Raw genomic sequence first — 21,236 nt, forward strand, 5'->3', positions numbered from 1 at the left:
ACCTGATTCTTGTGCAAAATTTGTGCAAACAAAAAAGAGTCACAAGAAATAAATCTTGTAACTCTTTGATTTTTAAGTCGGGATACCAGGATTCGAACCTGGGACCCCCTGCTCCCAAAGCAGGTATTTTTTAATTTGTATTTATTCATTACTATTAGTATTTGTCGTATATTTGTCCCTAAATATAGGGGTTTTGTGTGAATTAATAAAACTCGTATTTATATCGTTATTGATAGAATGCTGCGACAAAACTGCGACAAAATATGAAGCCATTACATGGGAAGTACAAATTTAAGATGCGATCAAGTTCTCCGAACTCTGAAGATGAATACGCAGTAATGCTCGAAATTTCCAAGTCAGGGAAACGGGGATATATTAGTTTAAGGATCTGGGGAAAAAAAGATGACTGGGATGATGAACAAGAAAGGTTCATTATCAAAAAGAGGTTGCGAACAGCAGAAGAAAAAAAAGCGAATGAGGATAGGAAACTAAAAAATGATTTTATCGAGAAGAAAAATTTAAGGGTAAAAGAAATTTTAAGTCAGTTTGAGAGAGAAAGAAAGGATTGGACAATTAACCAGTTCAAGACTGAGTTCGTTGGTAAAAAAGAACATCGTAATGTTGCAGAGTACTTTAAGAAACATATTGATATCTTAAATCAGACAGGTAACGCAGGCAATTCCAGAACATATTCTGAAACGATGCATATGATCGATCTATTCGATAAAAAATTCTCTAATCGCGTATTTTCTGAAATAGACCTTAGCTACGTAAAGTCCTTTGACATTTTTCTACAGAAACGTAACCTAAAAGGAAATTCAAGAAGTCATTATCTAAGGACTTTACGAGCACTTTTAAACAAAGCAATTCAAGATAAGGAATCAAGCCGTGATACATATCCGTTTGGAAGAGGAGCATTCCAGATTGGAGCGATTGAAACTCGTACAGCAAAAAGATATTTGCCTACTGAACAATTAAATATATTGAAAAATAGTCAATCAATTATCCCCAATAGGGAATATGCCCGGTTGGTTTTTTTGTTCTCTTACCACTGTTACGGAATTAATGTTGTTGATATGGCACGGCTTAAAATGGAGAATATAGTGAAATTGGAAAAAGGTGATTATATCATATATAAACGGGAAAAAACGAAAACTAAAAAAAGTTCAAAATTATTGTCCATTTACATTAAACCAGAGATACAGGATTTAATTAATCAACTTCGGGCATTTAAGAAGCCGCTTGGAGATTATTTACTTCCAATTGTAACCGTTTTACATGACAATGATAATCTACTTTATAATCACATCGTAAACAGGCGTAAAAGAATCGTTAAAGACCTTCGGGAACTGGGAAAAGATTTAGGATTTGAATTGAATCTGACTTCCTATGTGTCGCGACACACAATGTCAATGCAACTCAGGAATAATGGTATCACAGTTGACAAAATAAGCCAAATTCTCGGTCATCAGGATGTCCAAACGACGCAAATCTATTTAGATGATTTGGATATGTCAGTCATTGATGAAGCAGGACAAGTGTTGTAAAAATGGTATGATTGTAGATTTCGGAACAGGTTATTTAAATATTTCGCATGAATAGAACGACTTCGGTGACTTTACACGGTATTGGAAAAACACGCTACGGGTATTATATATTAATTGCTCTTGATAGATATCCAGATCTTTATCAAAAATTTAAGGATAAAATGAGAGGTTTGGGGAACTTTACGAACCCATTACCGATGGTCAAGTATTTGATTCGTAATGACTATGTGATTGACAAAGAGCGAAATCTGACACTCCCAGCTTTAACAGGAGGATCTGATAAATACGAAATCGTAAAGAATATTAAGTTCTCTGGGCAATTTAGTTATGATAGCCATCATGGTGGTTTTGTACCAATGTATACGGAAGTTGAGATGACGAAATGGTTAAAATCTATTCATGAAAAATATGAGAAGAAATTAATAACTAATGCTTGGGAAAAAGCAAAAACTTACTTGACCTTGTCGGATGGTTCTGATCCTGTTTTAAAATATGATATCAACTAAATATGCCGAGCTGTTGTATACTCCTTAAAGAAACGAAGTAATTAAGGTAGTCATTGAGTTTTTACAACTTTTTTATAATTAGAATATCATTTGTTCACTTTGTTGAGAAATGTGCGATAAAATACTGCAAAGGAGTATTATTCGTTTTCAATTATTGTTTCTCATAATAGTGCTTTTTAGTCTAAATTTCTTTTATTTAACTTTGAAACGACTAACAGCTATTTTCAAAGTTAATGAGACTGATCGTAAAAGTACTTGCCCTTTTTATTTTTACTCTGATAAGCAATTATTCTGTTGCCTCAAAATATTCGTTTATACGACTAACAGTTGAGAAAGGATTATCGAATAATGAGGTAAATGCAATATATAAAGACTCACATGGGTTTATATGGTTTGGTACACTGCGCGGATTAGACCGTTTCGATGGAGCAGAGATCAAACCGTATACCGATAAATTCTCGGAACCGGTGGAAAATATTCTTTCTATTGAGGAAGAAAGGTATTCGTCATTACTTGTCAGCAAACTACTCGCCAAGCCTTTGTACGAGTTTTATACCAGGCTTGCTTTAATGGAATAAAACTCACACAAAGCCCTTCGGGTGCATACAGCAGCTTGTCATGTTTTTTGCGCTCCTCAATCTTCCTCATGGCAGCTTCCTCTGTATTTTAAGCACTTATAGTCGTTCCTTTATACAAGAGCTTAAAATCCAACCGCTGCCCGTGTTGGGCTCGCCTGCGGATCGCTCAGGCTTCAACCGGGATTTTTATTAAGTGATAGCCTGGCGGTTTCGTCTATTCCATTCCTGCGTCACTACACAGATATCACACAAACCGGTTTCATACTTCAACCTGCTTTTTGTGAGACCCTCGTTCAACTCGCAGACGGCTCGCGATGCTTGAACAATAACTGCAACCCACTACGCTCATTGCATTTATTATTCAGCCGTTTGGCTCATCGTTTTCTACAGTCGTTAACTGTGGATAGATGATTTTAAAACAGGATGTCGATTTGAAAGCAATATAGATGCATCACTCTTACAGGAGTATTCAGTAGAAGATAACTCAGAATTTCAATCTCAACATTTCACTATTCCATGAAACTTTAGTTTTAAAAATGAAATGACACAGACGCTATAGGACCAGCAAGGTGAGTTTTAATAAGCAAGTCTTCTTTACGAAAAATATCTCGATAATTTATATACCAACTGTTCCAGCCTATTTTTAATGACACGAGGTTGCTTGCCCGGTAATAGGCATGTAAATTAAACTGATATGAGAATTTATCATTTATCCAGAAACTTCCTATATCTCCTTGTAATATAAACTTCCAGTTCTTATAGAGTATTTCGTTGCGGCCACCCAGAATAGGTTCGATCCATAGTGGAGATATTGCCAAATACTCCTGGATATCACTATTCCCTGCTTTTATATAAAAGTTATGTAAACGTGTTCCGGCTATTCCATACAACTGGTATTTCCCTTTGTTTGATTGTATTGTTCGCTCATACAAATTATATCCAAGTCTGATATGGACCAAATCTGCATGAACACTTGCTCGAACAAGTTTATAGTTAATCGTCCTGAAAATAATCGAAGATCCAAGAGTGCCGGTGAATGCATCCATTTCACCGTATAAACGCTCGTCATCATATGAAACTCCTAATACCAGGAAGTAGTTCAGGTCGAAACGTGTTCGGAAGAGCCTTTTGAAAACATCTCCAAATCCTGGATTATCAATTGGGTGATCAGGAATTGGGGTGGTTCCATCTTCTCCTTCTATACCTGCCTCGCCATATGCAAACTCGCCTCGAAAACCTGGTATCCAGATAGGCAATTCAACACTCCACTTTCGTTCTTCTTCCAAAAAGCCAACCTTTGTTTTGGATTTTTCTGTTTCGTTTGACCCCTGCGCATACAGTTGCCCATTTAGTAAGGTTAATATGATTATGAATATGGCAATTTTCATTTCAATAAACTTCTCGGTCTCAGCAAAAAATGAATTGAAAATACTACAAAAATATAATGTTAGATTATCGAAAAAAATATTTATCACATGCTCTTTATCAAAACTGAGACTCTCAGGATTTCTGTCAAAACGTGATTTTAGTAAATATCCTGAGCTCTTTTGATTTGTTGTATTTTAATGTAGGGCCGTTATATAAATAGTAATGACGCAAACCAAGTGCAAGATGTTCAGTAATCGAATATGCAAATTCGGTTTCAAGTTCATATCCTACATCATCAATATCATAGAAAAGAATACTGGTCCAGTTTTTTAAGTTTACTTTTTTAGAGAGCTGGTAATCATTGTCAAGATAAATGGAGGGAGCCCTGGTATGTGCTTCCATGTTTCCTTTAAAAACAAATAGCTGAATATAATTGTACAGAATTGAAATGCGACTGTTTCCTGTATCTTCAAATTCGAGATTGTAGCCCGGGCCAATCCCCGCCAGCCAAATCAGATAATCGTATTGGGTATTTTCGATTGTTCGTTGATTGCGTTCAACTCGACCCTGCCCGGCCAGGTGCCATTTTTTGTGAAGGGTATGGTACCAATTTACCCTCAAATCCTGTTCATTATCCTTCTGTTTCCCGTTTTTTATACCAAAATCTGATTCTAGTTTGACATCTATCTCATCCTTTTTTCCGATAAAGTTTGCTCCAAACTGGAGATCAAATTCAAACTCTCTGTCATCGTCCTCATTTGTCCATTCCAGAGAACCACTAACGTAAGAATCGCTGGTAGTCCATTTTCGGATAGAGTCGCTGGTAGTTGTATCGACTTCAATTTTTGTCGTGTCAGAAATGAATTGTGAATTTTTGCCCGGATCGAAGGCAAAGAGCGCAAAAGTCTTAACGCAAAAAAGAAAAACCAAGATTGATATTTTGATCTTCATCATCGGCTCAGTGATATTCGTTTATGACATGAATTTGACTTAATTATTTCAAAGATAAATGAAGAAATTTTATCGAACTTCTTTTATGTAACTTTTTTCGGGGTTAGCAATTAATGGTTAGTTATGAATCTATGGGGACAAGATGCAGTAACTGATTTTTGCCTAAAACATAAAAAAGGCAATCAAAACGACTGCCTTTTCATAAAATTACCGGGATTAAATGAATGAAAGGGGGCATCACAAGTGAGTTATTAAAAACTGATTATTGTTTAAAATTCAGACAAACCAGAAATATGGTTTGTGATCCCTCTTCTCATCTGCCAATATATTCTCCCTATTGACAGGCACTTTCCCGTCTTCCGGATTTTGTTCGATTAATGAATCGTGATCTGTGATTTCGGCCCAATGCAAGGAGATAATCGGCGTTTCTTTGTTCTGGATGGGCTCCCGGTTTGCACTATCCGTACGATCAACAACCGTAGCATCGAAAATGAATCGTGGATCACTTTTCGTTTCGCTCACAAAACCGGCATTTTCAGCATCAAGATCGTACGTTGTGTAAAAATCCGTGTCATCCTTTTGTGTTGAAATACAGTGTACGAAATTCACGCCTTCAATTGAACGGTTTAGGTTTGAGAAGGCTGCCATCAGTGACGATTTTCTTTTGTTAGAAAGACGGTTCATTACTGGATTCCCATTTGATTTAAATGGCATAAAAATGTTTTGATTACTTCTTTTCATTATGTGTTGTTTTAAATGTTATTACTACTGCAAATGTATGTCTGGAAACGATGTTGTTACTGCCGAATCGGCTCGTCCACTGCTCCTATTAGGTCATTTCAAATAGCTTTGTGAATGTCGTGTAATTGACGATTTAAACAAAAAAAGGGGCCGACCCAATGTGCCGACCCCTTGTCTGTGAATTTGCATCAAAAACAAACTTCTCATTATTTATTACCGAATTGACTGAATATAGATCATGAGTGTCCGTCAATAAGCAAATCCTTTTTTTGTCGATTAACTCTTAAATTTTCCATGTTTGTTCGTCTATCATCCAATCTTCCAGTTGCAACACCTCTTCCTCTTCAGCAGAATGAAATGTTTCCGCCTTACTACTTGTAAGGGTCGTAACCAATATTAATGCAAACAACGATACGGTTACAATTATTCCAATTTTCTTCTTTTTCATGATTCTCTATTTTATTTGTTAATATTTTTATACCACAAATGTAACGTCCAGTCTTTCTGTCTTTTACTCTTTTAGGTTCGCCAATTATCCCTAAAGGCTCAAATTAAAATGCTACTTTTTTTCAATCAAAAAGGGGCAGACCCAATTGCCTGCCCCCACTTTTGAACTTACAGTAATAACAAACGACACTATTTGTTATTTCATAGTTTTTAGAATTTCCTTTTATGTTTGCTTGTCTATTACTGTACTATATCTCATTGCAAACAGCTTATGATTCTATCTCCTCATTTGGGCCGGAGCCGGACCAGGTGCCGGACGTGCTGCCGGTTGCATTGGTCGCGTACTTGGCTGCGACGGTCGCATTATCGGCTGACTGGGCCTTGCTGCCGGAGGTGTTGGTCGCACACTCGGCTGACTGGGCCTTGCACTTGGTTGCGTTGGTCGCACATTCGGCTGGCTTGGTCGTGTTGTTGGTCGATCGGGCCTTGCTACCGGTTGCTCAGGTCGTGTTGCCGGACGTCCTGGACGCTCGATTGGATGTTCGGGCTTTGGCCTGTGGTGTGGCGGACGATAATAAGGTGGTCGGTATCCGTGCCAGTGCCAATTCCAGCCCCATCCCCAGCTCATGTGCCAGTTCCAGTAAAACGACGAACGAAACCACGGTGAATAAACAGGCACCCATCCGTAAAATGGGTCGTAGAAAAATCCATAACCATAAGTCATTGGGTGATGGTAGTAAAAACGACCATGCCACCCGTGGTAATGAAATCCGGTACCGAATACTACCGTAGGACCATGAACATACGATCCGGTGTAACCCGAAGTATAGCCGGAATAAACCACATTGTCGGTATTCTTATAAATGTAAACATACTTTATATTGTACAGTGGATTGTCGGCAGGAATATCTTCAACACCATCCGGGCGTTGCGTGGCTATTTGCCAGGGACCATAAGGATTTGAAGAATGATACCAAACTGCATCCTCAACCAGATAATATCTGCTTCTCCACAAAAGCACCGGGCTCGACGTATTCACTGCATACGATAATCCCGTTCCGTGGATTTTTGCAAACTCAGGATCTCCGTTATACGCCACTTTGGTATTAAGCGCTTTAGAAATGTCATTTTTTGTAATGTTAGGAACCTGCGCATCTCTTACCGCATTTTTAGCCGCTTTTGTGCCGGGCACACTTACCAGTACATTCGCTTTTTCGTGATCTTCCGGAATTTGGGCAAAATCGGCCGGTAAGTCTCCCGGAGCTACATGTTGCCAACTTCCTTCCAAACGTTCGGCTACAAACCATCGTCCTGAAAACAGGGAATAATACTTATGTGTATTTACATCTCTGAATAGTTCAGCATCCGAATTTTCCACGTATGCCAATTTTGTTTTCTGAATAAGCACATATTTCGGACTGCCATCAGTCGAAATAAGCTCTGCCGGCTCGGTTGATACAATAATATCCGGTACTATCCGTATCTGAAACTGCTGCTCCTGCTTATTATCGTATAAATCGCGTGCATGTTTTTTCATTACACGGTTGATGCGGTTGGGCGCCTTGTCGTTATACTCCCATCCCTGCAAAGCATTACCAGAAGAAAACCAAAGACCACCACCGTACATATAATGCATGTCTTTTTTATTGTCTTTAACAATGAAAGCCCCTGTATTCGCAACCTTCGAGTAACGCTTATCCAGCTCTTCGTAGTAAGGCTCTCCGTCGATAACGATCAATGCCGAAGGTTGATTAGAGTAGAGAACCGACGGTACCTCTGTATTAAATCCCTCTTCATCGTATATGTTTGTAGAGGTGTGTAGCCCTAAAATAGCGCTCTTTGGTATTTCACTAAAACGTGCTGTCAGCTCACTATAAAAAGCAGTTTCTATTTGTGCTTTTTCTTCTTCCGGGAGATCTTCAGCCAACCGAATATCGTTTACTTTCCAGTTCTTTATTTCGTACATGCCCGAAGTACTTCCTTCATTTATCTCAAATTCGGCCCATACAGAGCCAAAGTATTCTTCCGACGAGCTATTCTGTTTCGCCAAAAAGGCGCTGCTCATCTCAAAGGTTCCTTTTTCGCCTGCGTTAAACTCAGGAGAAACACTCAGTAACTCAACTGAGAAATTGTTTTCCGGGCTTTTTATGTCCTTATCCCCGAAAATTATGGGTGATGCAAATCCACCAAGAGAAAGCACCACAACCAGGACTGTTCCTAATATTGCTTTCATAACTTAACTGTTTTAATTGTTATTACTTCTGCAAATATGCTGGAATGCCGGCCTTCTTTTTAGTCAGAAAAGTTCAAGGATTGTCCCAAAAGGATCAAGGATGTATTTTATGAGTCCAAAAGAATTTCGATGCCAATTCCAACTAAATAACCATATTAAAACGAATGAAAAAGCCCGGCATAAAATACCGGGCTTTTCATCAATCAATTGTTCAATCTAAATGCGTTAACTCCTCTTTAGTAGTTGTAAGCTTCTGGACCAGGTTTGGTCGGATAATCTGTTCCTGGATTCATAGGATTTTCCGCTGAGGGCGGAAGCGGTTGTACCGGCTCATCGTAATAATAGTCTTCCGAACATGATGTCATTGCTACTCCAATACCTGCTAATAATACAAATGCTACTGCTAATCTTTTTAATTTTTTCATCGTTTTAAATTTTAATTGTTATTACTGTTTGTTTTAATGTTCGATACAAAGATGCGGGCTTTTGGTCCGGTATTTTACTCCATGCCGGCCAGTTGAAAGCCCAAAAAGATCAACAGGAGAGTGGTGATTTGTCAGTTTTTAAATGCCGTTATTACTCGTGAGTATTTTTATACTTGAATGTGAAATGAGAAACAAAAAACCCGGAACCGAAAACACTGTTTTCAAAGTACCGGGCTTTTGCAAATCAATTGTTCAATCTAAATGCGTTAACTCCTCTTTAGTAGTTGTAAGCTTCTGGACCAGGTTTGGTCGGATAATCTGTTCCTGGATTCATAGGATTTTCCGCTGAGGGCGGAAGCGGTTGTACCGGCTCATCGTAATAATAGTCTTCCGAACATGATGTCATTGCTACTCCAATACCTGCTAATAATACAAATGCTACTGCTAATCTTTTTAATTTTTTCATCGTTTTAAATTTTAATTGTTATTACTGTTTGTTTTAATGTTCGATACAAAGATGCGGGCTTTTGGTCCGGTATTTTACTCCATGTCGGTCAGGTGAAATCCCAAAAGGGCCAATACGTAAAAAAGTCTCTGTGCGTTGCTAACCAACCTATCACGAGGAAGCACCGAAACTTCGGGGGCGCGATTGCAGAGATATTGATATACTAAATTGTAAATGCAAAAGGCCCGACCAAAGGCCGGGCTCACTACGATCTGTTTTGTGATTTCTTACTTCTGCAGAATGTCAAGCGCTATTAAAGCTGCTGTTTTTGTTCCAAAGGTTATTCCCTCCATCGACACGTGGTAATAAGGTTCGTGTACAAAAAACGGAAATTCCTTTCCCTCTTTTTGAGCCTGTGCAAACTCTTCAGCGGTAACGCCTCCTAAAAACAGGTAAGCACCTTTAACATCATCCAATCCGTTTATCAGGGCGAAGGCATCTTCAGAACCAGAGGATACAAAGTCATCAATCCGGTTGTTTACAAAATCAACTTTTTCGGTTACGCTTCTGATCCGGCTGATAAAATCCTTATCGTTATACACTGCCGGGCCAAATCCGCTTTGCGTAATGGTAGGCATCATTTCTTCCGACACATCGTTCGCCAGTGCGATGCTATTAACAATGTCGTGAATGCCTTTAATCATTTTATTCATTGTCTCCTCGTTCGAGAAATGCAGTTTTAGTTTCAGGTGTGCCTCGGTTGGAATTACATTGTAGTCTTTTCCTGCCTGAACGCTACCGATGGTTAACACCGCCACCTCGTTCGGGTCGGTATAACGCGACACTACGGTTTGCAACTGTACGATTGCCATTCCGGCCATAACCACCGGGTCTTTTGCATGATGTGGCGAAGAACCGTGCCCACCAATTCCGTGAAAAGTTACATCCATGTGTGTGGTTCCGGTCATAATACGACCTGCCGATGCTGTCATCGATCCAACAGGAAGTGGGCCGGTGTGTTGTGCAAGAAAATAATCGGGCTTAGGTACATTGTGTTTGGTGTACAATCCGTTGTCGATCATAGCCTGTGCACCCTGCACAAGTTCTTCGGCAGGCTGTGCTACCAAAACCAAGGTACCCGACCAGTCGTTTTTCATTTCTGCCATGGTATGGGCCAAACCGATTAAAAAGGTGGTGTTGGCATCGTGTCCGCACATGTGCGACACTGGTACTTCTTCTCCTTCGCGGTTGGTTACTACCTGCTTGCTGGCGTAAGGCAATCCGGTTTCTTCTTTAATCGAAAGGGCATCCATATCGCCGCGGTACATTAAAACAGGTCCGTCGCCGTTCCGGAGGATTCCTACAACGCCGGTAATTCCGATTTCGGTGTATACCTCAAATCCCAGGCTTTTCAGCTCTCGTTCAACCACACCGGCTGTACGAAACTCCATAAACGGCAACTCTGCAAACTCGTGGATGTCTTTGTAAATATCCTGAACATATTCTGCATTTGCGTCAACTACCTTTTCCATTTTATCTATTACCGATTTCGGTAATGTGCTTTCTTGTGCCATACCTGTAAAGGCGGAAAAAATCATCAAAATGATCATCATTCCTATGAGCCAATTTCTTTTAATCGTTGTTTTCATCGTTTTAAATTTTTATTGTTATTACTGTTTGTTCGATACAAAGATGTCGGCTTTTGGTCCCGTATTTTACCCGGAAAGGTTCAGGCAGAATCCCAAAAAGGCCAACAACATTACGTTGTGGCCTTCTTTTATATACAAATATCAATTATTGTTTTTACTGATCAAATAAACCTGATGTCACCAAAGGACGAAGATATTTCTGAAGCTGCTGGGTTGGTTCAAGAGAGAAATAGGCAATGACAAGATCACGATCTGGTGATACATAAATACCTTGTGTATTCAGTCCGCTCTTGAAGAAATCGCCATCTTCCCACACGGCATCCCATTGCCGTCCGGCAGAGCGAACATCAAAGTCGCCAAGTCTTTCCATGAATTTCTCTCCCGATGGGCCTGCCCGATAAAATTCGCGAGTGCGGTAAGGAACTCTGGCTCTTTCCAATATATCAGGATTAACAATCGGCTCCACGGCAATCTTGTACCAGCTTGGCGTATAAAGCATACCGAAACGAGCCAAATCGCGTAAACGAAGAGACAATACACCATGCCCCAGCGCGTATCCGTCGGGAGATAGGTGAACCATAAGAGGTCCATCGACACCCATTTTCGACCAGATGCGTTGATCAAATGCATCGGCCCAGGTCTGTTTGGTTACGGCCTCAGTTAAAACCACCAGTGCCTGTGTGGCTGTGGACGAGTAGGTGAAATGTTCACCCGGCTTGCTTATCGTTTTTGCGTGTTTCATAACATCAAGCATCGATTCTACATTTCCTTTATATGTTTCGCCAAGTTCGGCCATTACCATGCGGGTAATTACAGCATCAGGGTTCACAAAATGCTCCGGCCCGTCTATCGGATCCAACCCGGTTGTCATATCCATAACATCGATGACCTTTATCGGCTCCCAGACAGATTCTTTGAACTCCGGCACGTAGTCGCCAAGTGTTTTTTGTTCGTCAATCAATCCTTCCTCAATAAGACATTCAATCAAAAGACCTACGAAAACCTTCGCTGTAGATGCAGTCAGATGTGAATTTTCCTTACGCATGCCAGGGTATTGTTCAAAAACAATTTTACCCTTGTGCATAACCACAAATCCCTGGGCGAAACTCTCGGGGTTGTTCAGGAACGCATTGAGATCCATCTCACCTAGCGAAGTTGTTGCTATTACCTTGCCAATCGCCGGTATAATCTCCGATTGCAGATTCATGGTTGGTTGACGACGAGGCACAACGGCTGTAGGCAGTGCACGCGATGTAAAGTCATGAAACCAGGCAGCTGTTGGATTGGCACTCAGCGAAGAAGCAACGCCAAATTCTTCTTTGAAACGGCGATTGTCTTCAGCTGAAGTGTCATTAAAAACAGGATTAATAAATTTAGTCATCTCTGATTTTTTTTGGCTGGATTGTACATCCACTACTTGCTCTGTACCTGTTTCTGCAGGCTGATGCGTGCAGGCAAATGCAAAAAACATTGCTGCTAATAAAATACTTAATGTCCGTTTCATGATATTCCTTTTTATTGTTATTACTGTTTATTTATTTGTTCGGCACAAAGATGTGAGCATTCGGTGCGTGATTTTACCCCCAAAAGCTCATGCAAAATCCCGATCCGGTCAATTGGCTAAGTCACTTGTCTGCTTATTATTTTAGCCCTCAACAGATTTATCTCTCCTGAGCTGTTTGGGACTTGATATGGACCAAATTGAGCACAAACAAGGAATTGACTACGATACTTTTGCAGAGGTTATTCAAGTAAATCATTAACTATAAATTTTATAATTATGAAAGTATTAAGCAAAGTATTGTGGGCGATTGATTTTAACAGTGATCATGAAATTTCAATCGAAAAATTAAACAGAGTCAGAAATCAGTTTGGAAACGACCTGGTAATTCTGCATGTGCTTCCTTCACACATAAAAGGGGCTGCTTCGCAAAAAAAGATCACCAAATCGGTAGAGTATGAAATCCGGAATAAAATTTCAGCACGTTTGAACCCGGAGAACGACCAAACCATATCAGTGCGTGTTGAAGTTGGTGATATAGCTAACCAGATTAACAAGGTTGCCAAAGAGGAAAAAGTTAATCTTATCGTTCTGAATAAAGGAAGAACAACCAAGCTGGGAGCTAATGGTTTTAAGATTCTGAGAAAACTGCAAAAACCGGTCGCAGTTTTGCCTCAATCACCATCAGGCAATAAAAAACATATTGTTTGTGCGGTCGATAATTCGAGGGCTTCGACCCTGGCATTAAAATCGGCGATTCTTCATACCCGAAAAATTGACGCCAAATTATCAATCATTACTGTTTACAGGCCTTTTAATCTTGCATCACCACGATTATTGCGTGCAGGAATTAGTGAAGAGAATGAGCGAAAACGCGATTACAAAATCTTTAAGAAGGAGTTTAGAGCATTTTTAAAAGGTTTTGATTTTTCCCATGTCGATGGAGAAGCATTCATCCTTGAAGGAAATCCTGAAACGGAAGTTGTAAAGTTTTCACAAGAGGCAACAATTCTTTATGTTGGAAGCACTGGAAAAAGTGCATTGCAGAGAGCTATTTTGGGATCGGTAAGTGAAAAGGTGATTCGGGAAGTTGGGTGTATTGTAGTTAATGTTAAAACAGAGGACCTTTTTAAATTGCGCTTTTTAATCGGTTCGGAAAATGTGGAGACTCATTACAACAGGGGAAATGAATTAGTAAAACTTGGGTTCCTGAAGGAAGCGATCGTCCAATATAAGCATGCACTAACGATTAAAAATTTTCATTTGCCTAGTATAGAGGCATTGGTTAAAGTTTATTTTCAACTTGGTAAAAAAGAAGAAGCACGATTTTACGAGAATTTAAAAGAAACGATTGCTACCAATATCATGAATAGAAAGATTGAACATGAAATACGCAAGATTTACATTACCGCTACCTAAGTTCTTTGTTTAACACAACAGTAATTTAAAACGAGTATTTACAAAAACCGGGGATATAATTCCCGGTTTTTTTTCTTGTTCGTATCAAGCTTTCAGCCTTTTGGAATTTGAGTTTCTAATACCAGGAATAAAAGTGCTTTATAATTTCACAATAATGATCATTTCATTTATTTTTAGTACATAAATTTTTGAAATGGATCAATCAGAAAAAATAACATTGTGGGTAAAAGAAGGCGCTTCAATTAACTATTTCAAATCGCTAAAGGAAGTATTTGGAGGTGAGTATACCGAGAATAGATACGAGTTGAAGCGGGGAAGAACGGACATTCTTTTTTATAACTTCCCTATTTGTCCGGGCTTTGATATTATGGTTAATTCTGCAATTCACTATCAGGCAGTTGAAATGATCAGGGAAGCGGATAATGACCCGGATTATTTTCATTTCAATCTTATTAGAGAAGGAAGGGCCGAGCAAAATATCAGTAATGAGGAGAAATTAGCTGAAGCGGGAACTTCAACCGGTGTCTTCATCAACAACGGTCTGTTTCCCATGAGATCAAATTTTCCTGCAAATGTATTGTTAAAATCTGTGGCAATTAAAATCACTCGTGAAGCTCTCCAAAAACTAATGCCCGAAGCCCAAAAGACCTTGGAAACCTTATTTGAAAATAATGATCCTATATTCTACCATACCCATTTGCCCGCCGAACTGGCCTCTTTAATGGACGATATGTTTCATTTCAAAAAGAGTGAATTTGGAAGAATCCCTCTGATAATGGCAAGAGGACTTGAACTGTTTACCTTGTTAATGCGATCGGTAAGTAAACTGGTTGATAAGGATGAATTACACGGCTTGCATATTGATGATTATAATCGTTTGTTAAAGTTAAAAGACCAACTATTATCATGTTTTGACCAGCGAATAAGTTTGGAAGAACTGGCAAGTGAATTCGGAATCAGTGTTTCAAAGTTAAAACGTGATTTTAAAACACTTTTCAATACATCGGTGTACAACTTTTATACGCATGCAAAAATGGATGAAGCATACCGCCGACTCAAAACCGGAAACTTTTCAGTAATGGAAGTAGGTTACGATCTGGGCTACCAAAACCTATCGAAATTCTCGTCAATGTTTAAAAAGATAAAAGGGATAAACCCAAAGGAAGTTCTGCCTTTGTAAATTTTAGTATTGTGATTTACAAGTTATCTTATTAGGGATTTAATAGATATTGTTTGTTTCTAAAAATATTTGTGTTACACGAACGAGCGGGTACCCCATACACTCATAAATCACATCTCCGAGGGGAAAGAATCTGCGGATGTTTTCTTTAAATATAATACAACTTCAGTTGCACTTAAATTCCGGGAGAAATTTCAGACCGGTTTTCGGTGGTTTTTTGCACAAAACAACGCTAATTTGACGTAATCTGAATCAAAATAGCCATTTTGTTACACAGGTATAATCACTAAAATTATATCTCAGCATCAACAGTTACTTCCGGATTGATGGATTGCATTATAAACTCTTCTACCTTATCCGGGGATATTTTGTATGGTTTTAGTATTTTATTGATCTTTTTAATGTCCTTTTCCAATTTATCCTGAGCCCATGATAATTCTGCTTTTAGTTTATTAAAAGTAATCTCTTCAACTGTGTAACGATCTGCTAAGCGGAGTATGTCTGTAACGTCATAGTTAACGGGTAAGTTGATGCTTCTCAATATCTTATCGTTTTTGAAGAAACAGGTTTCTACCATCGTGGTTATATCATTTACAATCATGTATTCATTGCCTACCTCAACCTTTGTTATTTTCAACGGGCGGTCATTTACCAGGTGTTTGAAATATTTGTAGGAGATGTTTATCCGAGCCGGACCTTTTGCTTCACACTCGATACATTCTTTAATTCCGGCAACAACAAACTCAACTTTCTTCGTCTTTATGGTTATTTCACAGTAGGGATATTGGTTCTTTCGTTTTGCATCAAAGGCATTATTCAGGATTCTGAAAACTCGTCTTAAATCTTTTGTTGGTGCTTTAAACCTTGCTTTTACAGGCCCTTGTTTTGTGAAATCTGACATCGAATGCAGTTTTATGGGTTAGTGATGTTTAAAGTTATGAGTTTGCTGAAAAATTGAATGGCGGTTATAACAAAAGTTATTAAGAAAAAATTTGTGTCAGGCGAACGTACATATACCCTATGCAAATAATCGTTTGCTCTCCATGGGAAACCTACCCCCCGGTCTTTAGCTCCCTATAATACAACTTCGGTTTTCTTTTTTTCTATAACGAGAACATCGTAAACCGTTAAAACTCCCAACCATAAATAATTTATCATGAATACTTATAAAAAGAATTACATCGGAAAAGGAACACAGGTTCCGAACATGTCCATCGTTAAAGCAACGGTAAAAATGACTGAACTGCTGAAATATGTACATGAGTACGAAGGAGAACAATATTGCACCTTTGAAGTGGCTAGGTTGCAGGAACCGGATAAGTTCGGCAGGGACCACACCGTGTATTGTACTACCATGGAGGATGTCCCGGAGGAGGGTACTAAGAAGACTACAAAGTAAGCTACGAAGAAGTAGGAAGAGTTAAATTTCACAGAAGACGATCTCTGCTGTACGGGGATCGTTTTTTGCATTTTCTGTAGGCACACACATGCTGATTAATCATCGGCAAATGTATTGATCGCCATTTGGAACACACAAGGCTTTCACAAGCTCCTTAAAGGCTTTCTGAGGGGATTTCGGCCTTGTGTTTATCCAATGGCTCAATGGGGCGGTGCCTACGATTAATAAGCACGCCAATGCTATAATCAGTCCCTTGGCAAGGGCAAAAACAATGACATTATTTCAACAAAACATTGCTGAGGTTACTATAACCTATTCACATCGCGTCATGCCCTCTAAACAGATGCGCGTTACCGGCTCGAAGTCTGTTTATGATTACGTTTACCCTGTTTGGCCCGATCTGGATTATCGCGAGAGGTTCGCTGTTCTGCTGCTTTCTCGCAGCTTGAAGATACTGGGACTCTCCTGGATCTCGACCGGTGGAGTTTCCGGGACCGTGGTTGACGCTAAGTTGATATTTCAGTTAGCATTAAAAGCCAACGCCTCCTCAATCATCTTGCTCCACAACCATCCTTCCGGAGAACTTCGTACCAGTGAAGCGGACCTAAGGATCACAAAGAAGATAAAGGAAGGTGGACATTTCTTAGACATTGATGTACCGGACCATATCATACTTACATCTGAGTCATATTATTCTATGGCGGATGAAGGAATGATATAGTTCCGGTTCATCCGGTATTCCTAAACCGTTAAAACAGCCTGAAATATTAAATCTATCATTATGAAATCTTACAGGAATAACCACAGCAAAGAGGACTGGCAGCTTACTAACATCTGGGATGCGTTTGTTGATCATGTTGACTCAATTTACTTTGCAGGAGCTTCTGAATTGCTGGATAAGCGGACTTTGGCTTTTGAGTTAGATTCTTTTACAACGTACTACAGGAAAGACGACTAATCTTTCCTGTTGACTTTTAAATGTAGATTTGCTACTTTTCCAAGATTTCGACAAATCTTTCGCCTTTCACCATCTTGTGTTCAACCTTAGTGAATAGTTCATCAAAATGATGGTGTTGCGCTTTCTTGTTGATTCCAAGGCGAGCATATACTTCTTGAAGCCTTTCTTTAGCAACCTTTCTTGTATAACTTCCGGTTTCAAAGGAATTGTAGATTATTTCCTTCATCTGTTTATCACCATAGTCAATCTTCTTAATCATAGATTTGGCGTGAGAAATATCTTTCCAGACCTTTCCATGGATTTTATATGATCTTTCAATAATGGAAATCCAAGCGGTTTTATAAGAATATATCCCCCAATCTATTAATCCATTTTGGTGGTTTGCCCTGAAATAGTCAACCAAATCTTTATAAGTTGCTACTTCAATAACATTAGGTTCTATTGTTTCAGCACAATTAAACTGAGCTTTTATATCAAATCCCTTGCGGTACCGTTTTCTTGTTTCAAGGATGAAATATCTATCTGCTAAAAATGCTTGTTCATTTATAACATACCTACCATCTTTAAACAAGGTATAGGCTTCAAAGTCAGGATATGTTTCAAATCCATCTTGTAGACCTTTTTCTACTGCGTGGTCATATAACTGAATTGATTTGGTGATTTTTGACCTTATGTGATCTATTTCCGCAATAAGTTCCTCTTCCGTTTTTTTGAATAACGTTTGATTAAAAATATAAATGAACGTTCCATAGTTCGGATTGTCTTTATTCCTCTGTCTTGAAATTGCCTGTTGAAGATCTGTTAGCATATCGATCATTTGCCAGTGCCTCGATGTATTGCTTACTACTAATGTCATCGCTTCACTGTCATAAATATCAATGCCACCAAAGCCAGCTGATGTAATGAAAAGGAATTTAGGCATTTCTCCATCAATATATCTCTTAATCCCGGCTATTTTGAGATCATTTGTCAAGCTGTCACCACAAATGATTCCGCAATCTTCTTTATTCAGACCTGTTTTTTTTATAGTATCCGTTATCCTATTTATGGAGTTAACGAAGATTATCAATTTCCTAAAATTCCGGCCCTTTAAGGTCATTGTTCCATATTGACTAAGTGGAGCAATAAACTCTTCTTGAAGGCTTTTATAAGGGTACTGTCGTTCGGCGATAATGGGTATTGCCTTTGAAGTATTGGTCCACTGAATTGTAACCTGGTCTAATGTGGATACCCAATCGGGCAAGTATTCCAGTGGAGTGGGGGTTGCGGAAATAAAACTCACTCGGTCTTTATGTTCTTCTGCTATTTTAAATACCTCGTCAACTACTTCCGGTTTTAATTTTGTATTTGACAAAAGTGTATGTGCTTCATCAACAATCAACTTACATTTAAAACCGTTCAGTATATTCTTAACCTTTGGAAGTGAATCATAAGTCACTATTATTTTGAAAGGTTTGTTGAAACAATGATACAAATCGATATCTATTTCATCCGTCTCTCCCCAGACAGCTAACACTTCCCCAGAAAATCTTTTATTAGGGTATTGTCGGGCTTTGTTTAATGCCAGGTAGATTGTCGGAACTGTAATAACCATTGGTTCGTCATTTTCAAGTGCAACTGAAGTCAAGCCACACCCACATACTGTTTTATCCACATTTCCTAACGGAACCACACTCATCACGTCACTGGCGTATTCAGCAGAGTATTGCTTTATAATATTCATTTCTACAGTTATTTTACGGAAAAGAGGGAGCAGTTTTTCCTCCGTTTATATAGACTATTTCAGATTTTCTGCTCCCTCTCATAATTTCTACACTTCTTTTGCAGGAAAGGGATCAAATTCTATTTGCTCAACATGCCTACGTTTCTCATTTTGCCTCAAGCTGTGGTTCTTGATGATCGGTGTAAAACCAAAAATAAATCTTTCTTGATCCTTGACATTCGGTGGGGAAGAAGTAGAGGATTGTTTTTGTAAATCTATCTAGGCAGCTTTCGGTAAATTTGTCACCTTTAATTACAATCAAGAAATCAGTAAGGTCACTAAAAAAAATCCCACGAACACCCCAACAACTATATAATAATTTATTGATTGTAAGATGTGTCCATTCAGCGCATTGATCTATATTCTTTTTACATACTTGAATTATCGCATCTTCCTCTCTTTCAGTATAATAAAATTGACTTCTATTTCCCATTAGTTAAGCCCTCCTTTGTAATAGTTAATTAATTCCGTTTCTTTTCTCTCGCAAAATTCTTCCGAAGTCTCCGGTTTGTTACCTCGTAACCAGTTTTCTATTTCCGATCGGTAGAACACAAGTTTCCTCCCTCCATGTAAAGGTCTGTGAGTAGGAATAATTCCTTTGTTCGCATACTGGTAAATTGTGTTCTTGGTGTACCCGGTTAACCGGACCACATCTTCAACGCTGATTACTTCGGCCTGGTCGTTGGGAGAATTGATTAATACTTCGATGAGTTTTTGCAAGACTTCTACATCTTGTCTTAGTAATGCTACCTCTTGAGGTAGGCTTTCAAATAACTTAAACATTTTATATTTATTAATGCATCAGGTTTTTTCCTGGATACATTACAAAATTAGTATATGAACTATTGGGAATTATGGGGGGGATTTTAGGTATTTTTTTACACTAAGGAGTAGTCGATTAGAAGTCAATTGATAGTATACATTTTCAACTGGTCATAGACTTGTAAATATGCAAATTAGTATGCTCTTTAAAAACACTAAGAACCCTGACAACATTAAAAAACTCGTTGTTTGAGCGTAATTTATTCATACCACAATCAGAATAAATCTCTTTTAAGCTATGTGCAATCTTTCCTTTAACTCCACCTTGTATTTCAATGACCTGAGAAGGAATTACTGGTTTCTTATTTTCAAAAAAGTCATTGAGCAAGGTGCAAAAAGCGATAAAACCCTTTTCGCTCTTAAAACCATGATTTTCACTTTTATCCGTTGTTACTGTTATTAGTTTATCAATAATGGTTTTAATGTATTTCCCATTGGGAGGCGATGGTGGAGTGAAACCAGTTCCAGTTCTAATTTTACTAATGTTAGTATATAGGTAATCCAAGTGTCTGAAAAATACAACGAGTTCAACATACATTTTAATTTTTGGAACTGTCAAAAGGTCGCGCATTAGTATCATGATGCTGAGATCAATTGAATCTCTTGGATGGTCTGAAAGTGAAATTTCAATTTCCTGCGCTTTATCAATGTATGGTCGTAGTTCATTTAATTCACTATTGGTGAATTCATGATTACAAACAAAATCAATGAGCATCTCTTCCAAGGAAGCATCATTATTACTTAATTTACCCAAATCTATAAGTTTGTTTAATAATACGTTGTTTCTACTTTTTAATAAGGAAATGATTTTATTCGTTCTTCTGATCAAAATAGAAATTAGTTCCTTTTCATCTCTTTGCAAGCTGATTTCATATTTGATTTGGTTCCACAATATAGGAGGTGTGCTTGTATCGAGAGCATATAAAGCTCTGATAAAACTTCTGGATATTTTTGGCATGCTTTTATACTTTATATTGTGTTTTTTGCGACAAAATTGCGACAGTGTAAAACAAAAAAGGAGCTAAACTTTCGTTTAACTCCTTGATTTTCAGTGGTCGGGATACCAGGATTCGAACCTGGGACCCCCTGCTCCCAAAGCAGGTGCGCTAACCGGACTGCGCTACATCCCGAATTTATTTGTGCGGAGAGAGGGGGATTCGAACCCCCGGTACAGTGTTACCCGTACGCCGGTTTAGCAAACCGGTGGTTTCAGCCACTCACCCATCTCTCCAAAAGATGATTAAAGTTGCTAAATCTCCCTCGCTTCTCAGCGTTGGTATTTAAAACTTAATCAGTTTTTAAAAA

General features: G+C 38.7%; 21 protein-coding genes and 2 tRNA genes. 8 read left to right on the top strand and 15 right to left on the bottom strand.

Going from position 1 to position 21,236, the window contains the following annotated elements; translation table 11 throughout:
* The first annotated feature begins 263 nt into the window (after positions 1–263).
* The 3 genes from SLH46_RS07625 to SLH46_RS07635 all read left to right on the top strand — a co-directional run bounded on the left by SLH46_RS07625 (position 264) and on the right by SLH46_RS07635 (position 2,631).
* On the top strand, positions 264–1,547 hold the full coding sequence (locus SLH46_RS07625; RefSeq protein WP_320280578.1) for a site-specific integrase: 1,284 nt from the start codon (positions 264–266) through the stop codon (positions 1,545–1,547).
* A 47-nt stretch (positions 1,548–1,594) separates the two neighbouring features.
* The gene (locus SLH46_RS07630) at positions 1,595–2,053 is read left to right on the top strand and encodes a hypothetical protein (protein ID WP_320280579.1); all 459 of its coding nucleotides are present in this window, start codon (positions 1,595–1,597) and stop codon (positions 2,051–2,053) included.
* 233 nt (positions 2,054–2,286) lie between these two features.
* Positions 2,287–2,631 (top strand): two-component regulator propeller domain-containing protein, encoded by a 345-nt coding sequence (locus SLH46_RS07635; protein ID WP_320280580.1) that lies wholly within the window; start codon positions 2,287–2,289, stop codon positions 2,629–2,631.
* 530 nt (positions 2,632–3,161) lie between these two features.
* On the opposite strand, the gene SLH46_RS07640 is transcribed toward SLH46_RS07635, so the two are convergent.
* The 9 genes from SLH46_RS07640 to SLH46_RS07680 form a co-directional block, all read right to left on the bottom strand.
* Positions 3,162–4,019: a hypothetical protein gene (locus SLH46_RS07640; RefSeq protein ID WP_320280581.1), complete on the bottom strand. Its 858-nt coding sequence runs from the start codon at positions 4,017–4,019 to the stop codon at positions 3,162–3,164.
* 124 nt (positions 4,020–4,143) lie between these two features.
* A complete protein-coding gene (locus SLH46_RS07645; protein WP_320280582.1) occupies positions 4,144–4,953 on the bottom strand; it encodes a DUF481 domain-containing protein in 810 nt (269 codons plus the stop codon).
* 273 nt (positions 4,954–5,226) lie between these two features.
* Positions 5,227–5,691, bottom strand: coding sequence for a hypothetical protein (locus SLH46_RS07650; protein WP_320280583.1), 465 nt, complete (start codon positions 5,689–5,691; stop codon positions 5,227–5,229).
* 283 nt (positions 5,692–5,974) lie between these two features.
* Positions 5,975–6,139 (bottom strand): hypothetical protein, encoded by a 165-nt coding sequence (locus SLH46_RS07655; protein WP_320280584.1) that lies wholly within the window; start codon positions 6,137–6,139, stop codon positions 5,975–5,977.
* Between the two features lie 276 nt (positions 6,140–6,415).
* Positions 6,416–8,371, bottom strand: a complete 1,956-nt coding sequence (locus SLH46_RS07660; protein ID WP_320280585.1) for a hypothetical protein — start codon at positions 8,369–8,371, stop codon at positions 6,416–6,418.
* 236 nt (positions 8,372–8,607) lie between these two features.
* Entirely contained in the window at positions 8,608–8,796 is a 189-nt protein-coding gene (locus tag SLH46_RS07665; protein ID WP_320280586.1) for a hypothetical protein, read from the bottom strand.
* 277 nt (positions 8,797–9,073) lie between these two features.
* The gene (locus SLH46_RS07670) at positions 9,074–9,262 is read right to left on the bottom strand and encodes a hypothetical protein (RefSeq protein WP_320280586.1); all 189 of its coding nucleotides are present in this window, start codon (positions 9,260–9,262) and stop codon (positions 9,074–9,076) included.
* Positions 9,263–9,528: 266 nt separating this feature from the next.
* The gene (locus SLH46_RS07675) at positions 9,529–10,890 is read right to left on the bottom strand and encodes an amidohydrolase (RefSeq protein WP_320280587.1); all 1,362 of its coding nucleotides are present in this window, start codon (positions 10,888–10,890) and stop codon (positions 9,529–9,531) included.
* Positions 10,891–11,044: 154 nt separating this feature from the next.
* A complete protein-coding gene (locus tag SLH46_RS07680) occupies positions 11,045–12,394 on the bottom strand; it encodes a serine hydrolase domain-containing protein (RefSeq protein ID WP_320280588.1) in 1,350 nt (449 codons plus the stop codon).
* Between the two features lie 276 nt (positions 12,395–12,670).
* Between SLH46_RS07680 and SLH46_RS07685 the strand changes: the two genes are divergently transcribed.
* Both SLH46_RS07685 and SLH46_RS07690 read left to right on the top strand, forming a co-directional pair.
* The gene (locus SLH46_RS07685; RefSeq protein WP_320280589.1) at positions 12,671–13,810 is read left to right on the top strand and encodes a universal stress protein; all 1,140 of its coding nucleotides are present in this window, start codon (positions 12,671–12,673) and stop codon (positions 13,808–13,810) included.
* Between the two features lie 193 nt (positions 13,811–14,003).
* Positions 14,004–14,990, top strand: coding sequence for a helix-turn-helix domain-containing protein (locus SLH46_RS07690; RefSeq protein WP_320280590.1), 987 nt, complete (start codon positions 14,004–14,006; stop codon positions 14,988–14,990).
* A gap of 292 nt (positions 14,991–15,282) precedes the next feature.
* Here the strand turns inward: SLH46_RS07690 and SLH46_RS07695 are convergent, their stop codons facing one another.
* Positions 15,283–15,891 (bottom strand): hypothetical protein, encoded by a 609-nt coding sequence (locus SLH46_RS07695; protein ID WP_320280591.1) that lies wholly within the window; start codon positions 15,889–15,891, stop codon positions 15,283–15,285.
* A gap of 255 nt (positions 15,892–16,146) precedes the next feature.
* Here SLH46_RS07695 and SLH46_RS07700 point away from each other — a divergent pair, with 255 nt between their 5' ends.
* From SLH46_RS07700 to SLH46_RS07710, 3 genes are all read left to right on the top strand, one after another.
* A complete protein-coding gene (locus tag SLH46_RS07700) occupies positions 16,147–16,389 on the top strand; it encodes a hypothetical protein (protein WP_320280592.1) in 243 nt (80 codons plus the stop codon).
* Between the two features lie 271 nt (positions 16,390–16,660).
* Positions 16,661–17,110 (top strand): JAB domain-containing protein, encoded by a 450-nt coding sequence (locus SLH46_RS07705; RefSeq protein WP_320280593.1) that lies wholly within the window; start codon positions 16,661–16,663, stop codon positions 17,108–17,110.
* Between the two features lie 60 nt (positions 17,111–17,170).
* On the top strand, positions 17,171–17,347 hold the full coding sequence (locus tag SLH46_RS07710) for a hypothetical protein (protein WP_320280594.1): 177 nt from the start codon (positions 17,171–17,173) through the stop codon (positions 17,345–17,347).
* A gap of 31 nt (positions 17,348–17,378) precedes the next feature.
* On the opposite strand, the gene SLH46_RS07715 is transcribed toward SLH46_RS07710, so the two are convergent.
* The 5 genes from SLH46_RS07715 to SLH46_RS07735 form a co-directional block, all read right to left on the bottom strand.
* On the bottom strand, positions 17,379–19,070 hold the full coding sequence (locus tag SLH46_RS07715; RefSeq protein ID WP_320280595.1) for a DEAD/DEAH box helicase family protein: 1,692 nt from the start codon (positions 19,068–19,070) through the stop codon (positions 17,379–17,381).
* A 471-nt stretch (positions 19,071–19,541) separates the two neighbouring features.
* Positions 19,542–19,892: a helix-turn-helix transcriptional regulator gene (locus SLH46_RS07720; RefSeq protein ID WP_320280596.1), complete on the bottom strand. Its 351-nt coding sequence runs from the start codon at positions 19,890–19,892 to the stop codon at positions 19,542–19,544.
* A gap of 142 nt (positions 19,893–20,034) precedes the next feature.
* Positions 20,035–20,889, bottom strand: coding sequence for a hypothetical protein (locus tag SLH46_RS07725; RefSeq protein ID WP_320280597.1), 855 nt, complete (start codon positions 20,887–20,889; stop codon positions 20,035–20,037).
* 94 nt (positions 20,890–20,983) lie between these two features.
* Positions 20,984–21,061 (bottom strand) — tRNA-Pro (locus SLH46_RS07730).
* Positions 21,062–21,073: 12 nt separating this feature from the next.
* Positions 21,074–21,162: transfer RNA gene (locus SLH46_RS07735), tRNA-Ser, on the bottom strand.
* Positions 21,163–21,236: the final 74 nt, after the last annotated feature.

This window comes from Draconibacterium sp. IB214405, from assembly GCF_033963885.1.
Lineage (GTDB): Bacteria > Bacteroidota > Bacteroidia > Bacteroidales > Prolixibacteraceae > Draconibacterium.

Bases quoted from the DNA above. Each gene is read 5' to 3' on its own strand.
- SLH46_RS07645 (WP_320280582.1), bottom strand. From the start codon at position 4,953: ATGATGAAGATCAAAATATCAATCTTGGTTTTTCTTTTTTGCGTTAAG.
- SLH46_RS07685 (WP_320280589.1), top strand. From the start codon at position 12,671: ATGAAAGTATTAAGCAAAGTATTGTGGGCGATTGATTTTAACAGTGAT.
- SLH46_RS07660 (WP_320280585.1), bottom strand. From the start codon at position 8,371: ATGAAAGCAATATTAGGAACAGTCCTGGTTGTGGTGCTTTCTCTTGGT.
- SLH46_RS07640 (WP_320280581.1), bottom strand. From the start codon at position 4,019: ATGAAAATTGCCATATTCATAATCATATTAACCTTACTAAATGGGCAA.
- SLH46_RS07680 (WP_320280588.1), bottom strand. From the start codon at position 12,394: ATGAAACGGACATTAAGTATTTTATTAGCAGCAATGTTTTTTGCATTT.
- SLH46_RS07650 (WP_320280583.1), bottom strand. From the start codon at position 5,691: ATGAAAAGAAGTAATCAAAACATTTTTATGCCATTTAAATCAAATGGG.
- SLH46_RS07675 (WP_320280587.1), bottom strand. From the start codon at position 10,890: ATGAAAACAACGATTAAAAGAAATTGGCTCATAGGAATGATGATCATT.
- SLH46_RS07725 (WP_320280597.1), bottom strand. From the start codon at position 20,889: ATGCCAAAAATATCCAGAAGTTTTATCAGAGCTTTATATGCTCTCGAT.
- SLH46_RS07720 (WP_320280596.1), bottom strand. From the start codon at position 19,892: ATGTTTAAGTTATTTGAAAGCCTACCTCAAGAGGTAGCATTACTAAGA.
- SLH46_RS07635 (WP_320280580.1), top strand. From the start codon at position 2,287: ATGAGACTGATCGTAAAAGTACTTGCCCTTTTTATTTTTACTCTGATA.
- SLH46_RS07695 (WP_320280591.1), bottom strand. From the start codon at position 15,891: ATGTCAGATTTCACAAAACAAGGGCCTGTAAAAGCAAGGTTTAAAGCA.
- SLH46_RS07670 (WP_320280586.1), bottom strand. From the start codon at position 9,262: ATGAAAAAATTAAAAAGATTAGCAGTAGCATTTGTATTATTAGCAGGT.
- SLH46_RS07625 (WP_320280578.1), top strand. From the start codon at position 264: ATGAAGCCATTACATGGGAAGTACAAATTTAAGATGCGATCAAGTTCT.
- SLH46_RS07710 (WP_320280594.1), top strand. From the start codon at position 17,171: ATGAAATCTTACAGGAATAACCACAGCAAAGAGGACTGGCAGCTTACT.
- SLH46_RS07705 (WP_320280593.1), top strand. From the start codon at position 16,661: ATGACATTATTTCAACAAAACATTGCTGAGGTTACTATAACCTATTCA.
- SLH46_RS07630 (WP_320280579.1), top strand. From the start codon at position 1,595: ATGAATAGAACGACTTCGGTGACTTTACACGGTATTGGAAAAACACGC.
- SLH46_RS07700 (WP_320280592.1), top strand. From the start codon at position 16,147: ATGAATACTTATAAAAAGAATTACATCGGAAAAGGAACACAGGTTCCG.
- SLH46_RS07715 (WP_320280595.1), bottom strand. From the start codon at position 19,070: ATGAATATTATAAAGCAATACTCTGCTGAATACGCCAGTGACGTGATG.
- SLH46_RS07690 (WP_320280590.1), top strand. From the start codon at position 14,004: ATGGATCAATCAGAAAAAATAACATTGTGGGTAAAAGAAGGCGCTTCA.
- SLH46_RS07665 (WP_320280586.1), bottom strand. From the start codon at position 8,796: ATGAAAAAATTAAAAAGATTAGCAGTAGCATTTGTATTATTAGCAGGT.
- SLH46_RS07655 (WP_320280584.1), bottom strand. From the start codon at position 6,139: ATGAAAAAGAAGAAAATTGGAATAATTGTAACCGTATCGTTGTTTGCA.